Genomic DNA, 10,744 nt, shown 5'->3' with positions numbered 1-10,744 from the left:
GCTTGAGCTTTGCCATGGCGCTCATTCGCGTCCCTCCCAATTGCTGCGGAACGATTTCAGCATGCCGGTCAGCCGCCATGCCTTCGTCAATCGCCAGCGTTACAGGATGGGCACCGAGGTCGAAACTGCCAATCTCCCCCCTTGCGGGGGAGATGTCCGGCAGGACAGAGGGGGGTGTGAAGGAACGCGGCGTACAAGGGTATCCACATGCCTGACCGCTCCTTCCTTTCCTGGCCCTTCTTCGAAGACCGCCACCGCCAACTCGCCGAGCGCCTCGACGCCTGGTGCGCGAAGAACCTCCCCGTCGACCACCACGATGTCGATGCCGCCTGCCGCGAACTCGTAGCGAAACTCGGCCGCGACGGCTGGCTGAGGCCGACGGCGCTGGACCCGGCCAACCCAGGACCGCTCGATGTGCGCACGCTGTGCATCACCCGCGAGACGCTTGCCCGCCACGATGGCCTCGCCGATTTCGCCTTCGCCATGCAGGGGCTGGGCACCGGGGCGATCTCGCTGTTCGGCACACCGGACCAGCAGCGCTGGCTGGAAAAGACGCGGGCCGGTCAGGCGATCTCGGCTTTTGCACTCTCCGAGCCGCGTTCGGGGTCGGATGTCGCAAATATGGAAATGACCGCTGCCCTCGACGGCGGCGACTATGTGCTTTCCGGTGAAAAGACCTGGATCTCCAATGGCGGCATCGCCGATCTCTATGTCGTGTTCGCCCGCACCGGCGAGGCGCCAGGCGCCAAGGGGATTTCCGCCTTCATCGTGCCGGGTGACGCCAACGGCCTCGGCATCGCCGAGCGCCTCGAGGTCATCGCGCCGCACCCGCTGGCGCGACTGTCGTTCGACAATGTCCGCGTCCCGGCTTCCGCGCTGATCGGCAAGCCGGGCGACGGTTTCCGCATCGCCATGTCGGTGCTCGACGTCTTCCGCTCGACCGTCGGCGCGGCCGCGCTTGGCTTCGCGCGGCGGGCGCTGGACGAGAGCGTCAGCAGAGCCGCCGCGCGCAAGCTATTCGGCGCGCCGATGGCCGAATTGCAGATGGTGCAGGGCCACATCGCTGACATGGCGCTCGATGTCGACGCCGCCGCGCTCCTCATCTACCGCGCCGCATGGACCAAGGACATGGGCGCCGCCCGCGTCACGCGCGAGGCGGCGATGGCCAAGCTGTTCGCCACCGACAAGGCGCAGGAGGTGATCGACAAGGCGGTGCAGCTGCATGGCGGCGACGGCGTGCGCAAGGGCCACATCGTCGAGAGCCTCTATCGTGAGATCCGGGCGCTGCGCATCTATGAGGGCGCTTCCGACGTGCAGAAGGTGGTGATCGCCAGGCAGGTCATGGGCGGGGCGTGAGAACGAGTTTGAACCAGGGGGAACTGGACATGCACACCATTCTGCAGCCGGAAGGCTGGGCCAAACCGATCGGCTACGCCAACGGCGTCGCGGCGCATGGGCGGCTGGTGTTCGTCGGCGGTCAGGTCGGCTGGAACGGGCAATGCCAGTTCGAGACCGACGACTTCGTCGGCCAGGTGCGCCAGACGCTCGCCAATGTCGTCGCGGTGCTTGCCGCAGCCGGCGGCGAACCGCGGCACATCACCTCGATGACCTGGTACTTCACCGACAAGGCCGAGTATCTTGCCAATCTCAAGGGGATCGGCGAGGCCTACCGCGCCGTCATCGGCCGGCATTTTCCGGCGATGGCCGCCATGCAAGTGGTGGCGCTGGTCGAGGACCGCGCCAAGGTGGAGATCCAGGCCATGGCGGTCATCCCGGAGTGAATTTCCAATAGCGCCGACTGCAAGATGCCCAGCCGCGGCAGCGCGGTGGGCTGCGCCGGCTTTTCTCCGAGCTCAATCTGTGATCAGATGATCACGCTCGCTCCTGTGAGCGCGTTTCGCATCTATTCGCACATAGACTTTGCCGGCAGCTAAGGAAAGCAGAAGCGTGGCTCTGGGCTTCGAACCCGTATCGGGACGCGTCACCGTCCAGGATGGCGTCTATCAACAGCTTCGCCATGCCTTGATGGTCGGCAGCTTCGATCCCGGGCAGGTGCTGACCATCGCCTCGCTGGCCGAGGCCTTCGGCACCTCGAACATGCCGGTGCGCGAGGCCCTGCGCCGGCTCGCGGCGGAGAACGCGCTGGAAATCTCGCAAAATGGCTCGGCCTGCGTGCCGGTGGTGACGCGGGCGCGGCTCGACGACCTCTGCCGGGCCCGGCTGGCCGTCGAAGGACTAGCCGCCGAGCTTGGCGGGCCACGCCTGACCCCAGCCGATGTCGCTTCCCTGCAGAAGGTCACCGACGACCAGCAGGCGATCGGCCGCGATGGCAGCATCTACGAGCTGATCGCCAAGAACCAGCAGTTCCACTTCACCATCTACCGCGCCTCCGGGTCCGACGTGCTGTTCCAGCTGATCGAGACACTGTGGCTGCGCTTCGGCCCCTATATGCGGCTGTTGTCCAACCATGTCGCGCCGCTGATGCGCGCCGGCACGATGGAGCCCTCGGGGCGACACGCCGCGATCATCGCGGCGCTCAAGGACAAGGATTTTCCCCGCGCCCGCGACGAGGTGGTAGCCGACATCACCGCGACTCAAGCGACCTTGCGCACGATCTGCCCGGATGTGCCCGAGCCCCGGACGGTGGATTTTTCCGCCTTCGGCAAGGGACCCTGACGCCTAGGTCCCTGCGTTTGCGTTGGCAGGTCCTATGATTAGAGATTTGCCGGAACGCCCATTTCGGTCGCTTCGGCCATCTCCGCAGCGATTCAGCGGCGGCTCGTTGATCAAGGATAATCGCGCACTTCCTGGTCACCTGTCCGCATTTCTTCCCGCTGCCGATTGATCCCCGTCCAGTTTTGTGATCACATGATCACAAGGGGGCGAGACAGCAAATGTCCGGCTATTTTCTCTATCATTCGATCGGCACTTTTCCCGGCAAGGCCGAGCGCATGGCCGCCGCGCTGGCGGATTTTTCCGGCGTCTGGTCGGCAGAGGATGACGGCCAATGGCCGGCCGCGCTGGCCGCCCGCCAACGGTTCATCGACGCCTGGACACGGCTGATCGAAGCGCCGCAAGGCACATTGACCACCGCCGAGAATGTCACCGCAGCGCTCTACAGCCTGATCGGCGGCCTGCCGGCCGAGCGCCTGGCGGGAAAGCGGCTGCTGGTTGCCGCCGACTGTTTTCCAAGCCTGCATTTCCTGCTTGCGGGACTGGCCGAACGCTTCGGCTTCACGCTCGACACGGTGCCGTTGCGGCCGGGCGAAAGCTGGGTGCGCGACGAGGATTTCATCGCCCGTTGGCAACAGGATGTCGGGCTCGCGCTCATCACCTTCGTCACCTCGACGGCCTCGCATCGCTGCGATGTCGAGCGGCTCGCCGCGCATGGCCGCGCCATGGGCAGCATTGTCGGCGTCGATGTCACGCAAGGGATCGGCGTGGCGCCGTTTTCGGTTGCTGCGACGCCAGTCGATTTCGTCGTCTCGACTTCGCTGAAATGGCTGTGCGGTTCCTCCGGCGCCGGCATATTGCAAGCCGCGCCGGAATTGCTTGCGACCTGCCGGTCGGAGTTGCGCGGCTGGTTCAGCCAGCCGAACCCGTTCTCCTGGGATCTCGACGCCTTCGCCTATGCCGACGACGCGCGCCGCTTCGACCATGGCACGCCGGCGATCCTGGCAAGCATCGCCTCGCTGCCCGGGCTGGAATGGGTGGAAAGGACCGGCGTCGACGCCATCCGCGCGCAGAACGCAGCGCTCGTCGAGCGCATCGTCGGCGCGGCGCTAGACAATGGCTGGACGCTTCGTTCGCCGCTCGATGCCGGCGAGCGCGGCGGCAGCGTCATGCTCGGCCTGCCGCAAGGTGTCGAGGCGGTGAAGATCATCGCGGCGCTGCGCAACGAGCGGCTCTATTGCGATGCGCGCGGCACGACGCTCAGGTTGTCGCCTGGCGTGGTCACCACGGAGGCGGCGGTCGACGCGCTGCTCGCGAGGATCGAGGAGCATATCGGCTCGCGGCAGCGCCGCGCATCCTGATTTGCAGGCACCGCCTCGCCTGCGGCGCCTGGGAGTTGGCGCCGGAAGAAGCGGACCGGGAAATGAGTCACTTTCGACGTGACCGAACCAGAGGGAAGCAAGATGTTGAAACGTCTAGGACTGATTGGGGTGATCGTTGCCGCGGGCATGGCCTTCGCGGCGCCCGCCTTTGCCGACAAGATCATGGTGGGCGCCTACCCGGCCAATCCGCCATGGGAATACAAGACCGAATCCGGTGGCTTCGAGGGCTTTGAGATCGACGTCGCCAACGATGTCGCCAAGCGCATCGGCGCCGATGTCGAGTTCCAGGACCTCGGCTTCCAGGCGCTGTTCGCGGCGACCGCTTCGGGCCGCATCGATTTCGCCGTGTCCTCGATCTCCGTCACCAAGGAACGGCTGCAGAACCAGGGCTTCACCCAACCCTATTACGACAGCGACGGCACGATCGTCGGCAAGGCGGATTCCGCCATCAAGTCGCTCGACGACCTCAAGGGCAAGACCATCGGCGTGATCGCCGGGTCTACCGGCGAGGCCTATATGAAGGATAACGCCGCCAAGCTCGGCGTCGCCGAGACCAAGAGTTACAACGCCCAGCAGGACCTGCTGCTCGACGTGCAGAACGGCCGTATCGACGGCGGCGCCGGCGAGCTCGCCGGCTTCCTGTTCGCCATCAAGCAGATGCCGGCGCTGAAGATCCTGGTGCGGATCCCGACCGGCGAGCGCTTCGCGATGATGACCAAGAAGGGCCATCCGCTGCTCGAAAAGGTCAACGATGCGATCACCGCCATGAAGAAGGACGGCACCATGGCCTCGATCCACAAGAAGTGGTTCGGCGTCGATCCGGAAGCCGGAACCAGCACCGTGACGCCGGGCCCGATCCCGCAATAGTCTGGCGAGATATCGCCGCGGGAGCGCCAGCCAGGCCAGCGCTCCCGCTTCCACCCTTCAGGCCCGCGAAGGCGGTGGGCTTGGCATTGCCTTCATGGTGAGCCGATGGAACTGATCGACACCTTCTTCAACTGGGGCATCCTGGTCCGATCGTTTCCGATCCTGATCCGCGGACTGGGAAACACCGTTATGCTTGGCTTGGCGGCCATCGTCTTCGGCACCATTGCCGGACTGGCGATCTGCCTGGTGCGGCTCTACGCGCCGAAGCCGCTGAGGCGGCTGGCGATCCTCTACATCGACATCTTCCGCGCGCTGCCGATCCTGGTGGTGCTGATCCTGATCTACTACGCCCTGCCCTTCGTCGGCATCCGCCTGTCGTCCTTCGTATCGGCCGCACTCGCGCTGTCGCTGGTGCTCGCGGCCTTCACCGCGGAAGTCTGCCGCGCCGGCATCCAGAACATTCCGAAAGGCCAGTTCGAGGCGGCGGCCGCGCTCGGCCTGCCCTTCTGGGTCGCCATGCGCAAGGTGGTGTTGCCGCAGGCGATCCGCGTCGTCATCCCGCCGCTGACCAGCAATTGCGTTTCGGTGTTCAAGGACACCGCGCTCGCCTCAGTCGTGGCGATGCCGGACCTCTTGAAGCAGGCGACCGACGCGCAGGCGCTGATGGCCAACCCGACGCCGCTGATCGGCGCCGCGATCATCTACCTCGCCTTCTTGTGGCCGCTGGTGCGGCTGGTCGGCTACCTCGAAGAGCGCGGCAAGGCCCGGTCCGCGCACTGATCCCCACTTGAAATCGATGACCTGAAGGAGACGCCTCGTGAACCAGCACCATGTTTCGAAAGCGCAGGAGGGCGCGGCCTCGTTCCCGGTTGAGAAGATCCGCGCCATGTTCCCGGCGCTTAGCCAAGCCGGCGATTTCATCTTCATGGACAATGCCGCCGGCGCGCAGATCCCGCAAAGCGTGCTCGACGCGGTGACCAGCCATCTGGTCGGACACAATGTGCAGCGCGGTGGCCGCTATGGCCGCAGCGTCACGGTCGACCAATCGGTCGCGGAAGCGCGGACAAGCGTCGCGTTGCTGATCAACGCCTACAGCCCGTCAGAAATCTGCTTCGGCATGAACGCCACCTCGTTCATCCGCCTGGTCAGCCTCGGCATCGGCCAGATGCTTGCCAAGGACGGAGACGAGGGACGCGACGAGATCGTCATCACCGACATGGACCACGACGCCAACATCGCCACCTGGCTGGCGCTGGAATCCAGCGGCGCCAAGTTCAAATGGTGGCGCATGCGCGAGGACGGCAACCTGCATGTCGACGACCTCAAGCCGCTTGTGTCGGAGCGTACCCGGCTCGTCGCCTGCACGGTGACGGCGCATTCGATCGGCTCGATCGTCGACGTCGCGTCAGTGGCCAGGATCGCGCACGCGGCAGGCGCCGAAGTGTTTTTGGACTGCGTGCATTACGGACCGCACGGGCTGATCGATGTGCAGGCCTGGGATTGCGACTATCTCGTCTGCTCCGGCTACAAGAATTTTTCGCCGCATATGGGCTTCCTGTGGGGCCGCTTCGAAACGCTGAAGCGGCTGCCGACCTTCCGCGAGGATTTCATTCCGAACGAACCGCCTTACAAGGTCGAGGCCGGCACCTTCATCTACGAGAATGTCTCCGGCATGGACGCGGCGGTGCGCTATCTGGAATCGGTGGGCCGCAATTTCCTTGCCGAGAACAACCGCTCGCGCCGCGACAACATCGTCGCAGGAATGAGCGCCATCCGCGACTACGAGCTGATGCTGGCGCGTGAGATGCTGAAGGTGCTGAAGGATTGCGGCGCGACCATCTACGGCGTTGCCGAAGAGACGCGGATCAACGAACGCGTGCCGACCTTCTGCTTCAACATCGGCAAGCTGTCGCCGCAAAAGATCGTCGAGGAGATGGCGGCCGTGCAGATCGGCATCCGCGACGGCCACATGTATGCGCCGCGGCTGATGAAGCGGCTCAACCTGTCGATGGACAGCGGCGCCATCCGCGCCTCGCTGGTGCACTACAACACGGTGGAGGAAGTGCGCCGATTTGGGGAAGCGCTGCGGGCGATTGTTGCGAAGCTGTCGTGATCTGATCTCATCGCGAGACGTTGGCGGGACAGCGCCTGGGCTAGCGCCCTTTACGAGGACGAAGCAGGCGTCAGGCCGCCTTCTTCTTGGCCAACCTCGCCTTGATGCTCGCCACGTCCGCGCGCGGCGTCGCGGCGAACAGCGTCTTGGTGTAGGCGTGCTTGGGGTCGGAGAAGACCTCGTCGCGCGGACCGTATTCGACCGCTTCGCCGAAATACATGACCATCACGTCGTCGGCGATGTAGCGCACCACCGACAGGTCGTGGCTGATGAAGACGTAGGTCAGCTGGAACTCGTCCTGCAGGTCGGCGAGCAGGTTCAGCACCTGCGCCTGCACCGAGAGGTCGAGCGCCGAGACCGGCTCGTCCAGCACCAGCAGGCTCGGGTTCAGCATCAGCGCCCGCGCGATGGCGATGCGCTGGCGCTGGCCGCCCGAGAACATGTGCGGATAGCGGTTGAAGTGCTCCGGTCCGAGGCCGACCTTCTTCAGCATCTTCATCGCCAGGTCGCGCCGCTCCTCGGCCGACTTGTCGGTGTTGATCAAAAGCGGCTCGCCGAGCACGTCACCGATCTTCTGGCGCGGGTTGAGCGAGCCATAAGGGTTCTGGAACACGATCTGCACCTTGCGGCGCATCTCCTTCGACAGGCCGTCTTTGGCGATGTCGACCTTGTTGCCGTCGATGAAGAGCTCGCCGGAGGTGGCGGGATCGATCAGCGTGATGATGCGGGCGAGGGTGGACTTGCCGCAGCCGGATTCACCGACGATGGCCAGCGTCTTGCCCTTCTCGACGCTGAAGGACACGCCCTTGACCGCATGCACGGTGCGTTCGCCGCGGAACAGGCCGCCGCCGACATGGTAGTCGCGCTTGATGTTCTTGCCTTCGACGACCTTGGTCATGCGCCGGCTCCTGAAGGCGCCGGCTCGAACAGCATGTCGGAGACGGTCGGCAGCCGATCGCCGACGGCGTTCTCCGGCAGCGCCGAAAGCAGCGCGCGGGTGTAGTTGCTCTTCGGCGATTCGAAGAGCGACAGCACGTCGGCCTCTTCCATCTTGCGGCCCTTGTACTGGACGATGACGCGGTCTGCGGTTTCGGCCACCACGCCCATATTGTGAGTGATCATGATCAGGCCCATGCCGTATTTGGCCTGCAGCGAGACCAGCAGATCGAGGATCTGCTTCTGGATGGTGACGTCGAGCGCGGTGGTCGGCTCGTCGGCGATCAAAAGCTTCGGGTTGCAGGCGATCGCCATCGCGATCATGACGCGCTGGCACTGGCCGCCTGACATCTGGTGCGGGAATGAATTCAGCCGGTCGGCCGGGTCGGGAATGCCGACCTGCTTGAAAAGCTCGATGGCGCGCGCCCGACGCTGGGCCTTGTCCATGCCCATGTGGAAGCGCAGCACTTCCTCGATCTGAAAGCCGACGGTGAAGCACGGGTTGAGGCTGGCGACCGGCTCCTGGAAGATCATGGCGACGTCCTTGCCGATGATCTTGCGGCGATCGGCCGGACTGATCTTCAAGAGGTCGCGGCCATTGAAATTCATGCGGTCGGCGGTGACGGTCGCCGTCCATGGCAGCAAGCCCATCACGGCCAGCATCGACACCGACTTGCCGGAGCCGGATTCGCCGACGATGGCGAGCACCTCGCGTTCGTCGACATGGAGCGAGACGCTGTCGACGGCGCGGAACGGGCCGGACGCGGTCTGGAATTCAACGACGAGGTTCTGGATGTCGAGCAATGCCATCACGACCTCCTGAGCTTGGGATCGAGCGCGTCGCGCAGGCCGTCGCCAACAAGGTTGATGGCAAGCACGGTGATGAGGATGGCGAGACCCGGGAAGGTCACCACCCACCAGGCGCGCAGGATGAATTCGCGCGCCGAAGCGAGCATGGTGCCCCATTCCGGCGTCGGCGGCTGGGCGCCAAGGCCGAGGAAGCCCAGTGCGGCTGCCTCCAGGATGGCGTTGGAGAAGGACAGCGTACCCTGGACGATCAGCGGCGCCAGGCAGTTGGGCAGGATGGTGGCAAGCATCAGCCTGAGATGGCCGGCGCCGGCGACCTTGGCCGCCACGACATATTCGCGGCTCTTCTCGGCCATGACGGCGGCGCGCACCAGGCGGGCGAAATGCGGCTGCAGCACCAGCGCGATGGCCAGCATCGCGTTGAACAGGCCGGGGCCGAGGATGGTGACCAGCACCAGCGCCAGAAGTAGCGACGGGAAGGCAAGGATCAAGTCCATGACGCGCATGATCGCGACATCGACCCAGCCGCGGAAATAGCCGGCGAGCAGGCCGAGCGTGATGCCGCCGGTAAGAGCCAGCGTGACCACCACCGCGCCGATCAGCAGCGAGAAGCGCGCGCCATAGAGCAGGCGCGAAAGGATGTCGCGGCCGACCGGGTCGGTGCCGAGCAGATATTGCGTCGAGCCGCCTGCCTGCCATGCCGGAGGCCGCAGGAACGCGGTCTTGTCCTGCACGTCCGGCGCGTAGGGCGCGAGCAGCGGCGCAAAGAGCGCCGCCAGCACCAGCAAGATGAAGACGAACAGGCCGATCACGGCGCCGCGGTTCACCGAGAAATAGTGCCAGAAGGTTTTCAGGCCGGTGAGACGATCCGGGTTGCCGGCGGCCATCGGGGCGATTTCGGTCTGGCTCATTTATGCCGCCCTGATGCGTGGGTTGATGACGGCGTAAAGCACATCGACGATGAGGTTTACCGCCATGACGATCAGCGCGATCAGAAGCAGGCCCGACTGCACGACGACATAGTCGCGCTTGAAGATTGAATCGACCATCCACTTGCCGATACCCGGCCAGGCGAAGATGGTCTCGGTGAGGATGGCGCCGGCGAGCAGCGTGCCAACCTGCAGGCCGATGGTGGTGACGACCGGGATCAGCGCGTTGCGCAGCGCATGAACGCCGATGACCCTCGCTCCCGAAAGGCCCTTGGCCCGCGCGGTGCGGACGTAATCCTCGCCCAGCACCTCGAGCATAGCCGAGCGCGTCTGGCGCGCGATGACCGCCAATGGAATCGTGCCGAGCACGATCGCCGGCAGGACGAGATGACTGAGCGCCGAGCGGAAGGCATCCCATTTGCCGTAGATCAAGGTGTCGATGGTCATGAAGCCGGTGATCGGCTTGAAGAAGAACTGCAGGCCGATGCGGCCCGAAACCGGTGTCCAGCCGAGATAGCCGGAAAAGAAGATGATGAGCAGAAGGCCCCACCAGAAGATCGGCATGGAATAGCCGACAAGGGCGGTGCCCATCAGCGATTGATCGAACCAGGAGCCGCGCTTGACGGCGGCGACAATGCCGGCCGGAATGCCGAGCAGCATGGCGAAGACCATGGCGAAGAAGGAGAGTTCCAGCGTCGCCGGGAAGAGCGTCTTGAACTCCTCGAGCACCGGGCGCTTGGAGGAAATGGAGACGCCGAAATCGCCGGTGGCGACCTCACCGACATAGCGCGCGTACTGCTCCCAGATCGGCAGATTGTAGCCGAACTGTTGCTTGAGCTCTTCGTAGCGGGCGGGGGCGACGCCATGCTCGCCGGCCATGGCCAAGATCGGATCGCCGGGCAGCAGCCGGACAAATGCGAAGGCGCAGATGGTGATGCCGACCAGGGTCGGGATCAGGAGGGCGATTTTGTTGAGAAGATATCGGAGCATCGTCAAATGAAACGGGGCGGCGCTGGAATTAGCGCCGCCCCGTTCGC

General features: G+C 64.9%; 11 protein-coding genes. 7 read left to right on the top strand and 4 right to left on the bottom strand.

Annotated elements, in window-relative coordinates:
* Positions 1-207 precede the first annotated feature (207 nt).
* From FJ471_RS19185 to FJ471_RS19155, 7 genes are all read left to right on the top strand, one after another.
* Positions 208-1,356, top strand: a complete 1,149-nt coding sequence (locus tag FJ471_RS19185) for an acyl-CoA dehydrogenase family protein (RefSeq protein WP_140805783.1) — start codon at positions 208-210, stop codon at positions 1,354-1,356.
* A gap of 29 nt (positions 1,357-1,385) precedes the next feature.
* Complete coding sequence (locus tag FJ471_RS19180; protein ID WP_140805781.1) at positions 1,386-1,781, top strand: RidA family protein; 396 nt, start codon at positions 1,386-1,388, stop codon at positions 1,779-1,781.
* A gap of 166 nt (positions 1,782-1,947) precedes the next feature.
* Positions 1,948-2,676 carry a GntR family transcriptional regulator gene (locus FJ471_RS19175; protein ID WP_140805779.1) on the top strand — a complete coding sequence of 243 codons (729 nt, stop codon included), beginning with the start codon at positions 1,948-1,950 and terminating at the stop codon, positions 2,674-2,676.
* Positions 2,677-2,894: 218 nt separating this feature from the next.
* Positions 2,895-4,034 (top strand): aminotransferase class V-fold PLP-dependent enzyme, encoded by a 1,140-nt coding sequence (locus FJ471_RS19170; RefSeq protein WP_140805777.1) that lies wholly within the window; start codon positions 2,895-2,897, stop codon positions 4,032-4,034.
* 102 nt (positions 4,035-4,136) lie between these two features.
* The gene (locus FJ471_RS19165) at positions 4,137-4,922 is read left to right on the top strand and encodes an ABC transporter substrate-binding protein (RefSeq protein ID WP_140805775.1); all 786 of its coding nucleotides are present in this window, start codon (positions 4,137-4,139) and stop codon (positions 4,920-4,922) included.
* Positions 4,923-5,027: 105 nt separating this feature from the next.
* Positions 5,028-5,702, top strand: coding sequence for an amino acid ABC transporter permease (locus tag FJ471_RS19160; RefSeq protein ID WP_140805773.1), 675 nt, complete (start codon positions 5,028-5,030; stop codon positions 5,700-5,702).
* Positions 5,703-5,739: 37 nt separating this feature from the next.
* Complete coding sequence (locus FJ471_RS19155) at positions 5,740-7,035, top strand: cysteine desulfurase-like protein (RefSeq protein WP_140805771.1); 1,296 nt, start codon at positions 5,740-5,742, stop codon at positions 7,033-7,035.
* Between the two features lie 70 nt (positions 7,036-7,105).
* Here FJ471_RS19155 and FJ471_RS19150 read toward each other — a convergent pair whose 3' ends face one another.
* Genes FJ471_RS19150 through FJ471_RS19135 form a run of 4 tightly spaced genes read right to left on the bottom strand, consistent with a single transcriptional unit; the run spans position 7,106 to position 10,697 of the window.
* Positions 7,106-7,933, bottom strand: a complete 828-nt coding sequence (locus FJ471_RS19150) for a dipeptide ABC transporter ATP-binding protein (protein ID WP_140805769.1) — start codon at positions 7,931-7,933, stop codon at positions 7,106-7,108.
* The gene (locus FJ471_RS19145) at positions 7,930-8,781 is read right to left on the bottom strand and encodes an ABC transporter ATP-binding protein (RefSeq protein WP_140805767.1); all 852 of its coding nucleotides are present in this window, start codon (positions 8,779-8,781) and stop codon (positions 7,930-7,932) included. Before FJ471_RS19145 ends, FJ471_RS19150 begins: the two co-directional genes overlap by 4 nt.
* Positions 8,781-9,689 carry an ABC transporter permease subunit gene (locus FJ471_RS19140; RefSeq protein WP_140805765.1) on the bottom strand — a complete coding sequence of 303 codons (909 nt, stop codon included), beginning with the start codon at positions 9,687-9,689 and terminating at the stop codon, positions 8,781-8,783. Before FJ471_RS19140 ends, FJ471_RS19145 begins: the two co-directional genes overlap by 1 nt.
* The gene (locus tag FJ471_RS19135; RefSeq protein WP_140805763.1) at positions 9,690-10,697 is read right to left on the bottom strand and encodes an ABC transporter permease subunit; all 1,008 of its coding nucleotides are present in this window, start codon (positions 10,695-10,697) and stop codon (positions 9,690-9,692) included.
* Between the last annotated feature and the right edge of the window lie 47 nt (positions 10,698-10,744).

Source organism: Mesorhizobium sp. B2-7-1 (assembly GCF_006440735.1).
Classification (GTDB): domain Bacteria; phylum Pseudomonadota; class Alphaproteobacteria; order Rhizobiales; family Rhizobiaceae; genus Mesorhizobium.
This window is presented reverse-complemented; position numbering and strand designations above follow the sequence as displayed.

Bases quoted from the DNA above. Each gene is read 5' to 3' on its own strand.
- FJ471_RS19170 (WP_140805777.1), top strand. From the start codon at position 2,895: ATGTCCGGCTATTTTCTCTATCATTCGATCGGCACTTTTCCCGGCAAG.
- FJ471_RS19165 (WP_140805775.1), top strand. From the start codon at position 4,137: ATGTTGAAACGTCTAGGACTGATTGGGGTGATCGTTGCCGCGGGCATG.
- FJ471_RS19145 (WP_140805767.1), bottom strand. From the start codon at position 8,781: ATGGCATTGCTCGACATCCAGAACCTCGTCGTTGAATTCCAGACCGCG.
- FJ471_RS19180 (WP_140805781.1), top strand. From the start codon at position 1,386: ATGCACACCATTCTGCAGCCGGAAGGCTGGGCCAAACCGATCGGCTAC.
- FJ471_RS19140 (WP_140805765.1), bottom strand. From the start codon at position 9,689: ATGAGCCAGACCGAAATCGCCCCGATGGCCGCCGGCAACCCGGATCGT.
- FJ471_RS19185 (WP_140805783.1), top strand. From the start codon at position 208: ATGCCTGACCGCTCCTTCCTTTCCTGGCCCTTCTTCGAAGACCGCCAC.
- FJ471_RS19135 (WP_140805763.1), bottom strand. From the start codon at position 10,697: ATGCTCCGATATCTTCTCAACAAAATCGCCCTCCTGATCCCGACCCTG.
- FJ471_RS19150 (WP_140805769.1), bottom strand. From the start codon at position 7,933: ATGACCAAGGTCGTCGAAGGCAAGAACATCAAGCGCGACTACCATGTC.
- FJ471_RS19160 (WP_140805773.1), top strand. From the start codon at position 5,028: ATGGAACTGATCGACACCTTCTTCAACTGGGGCATCCTGGTCCGATCG.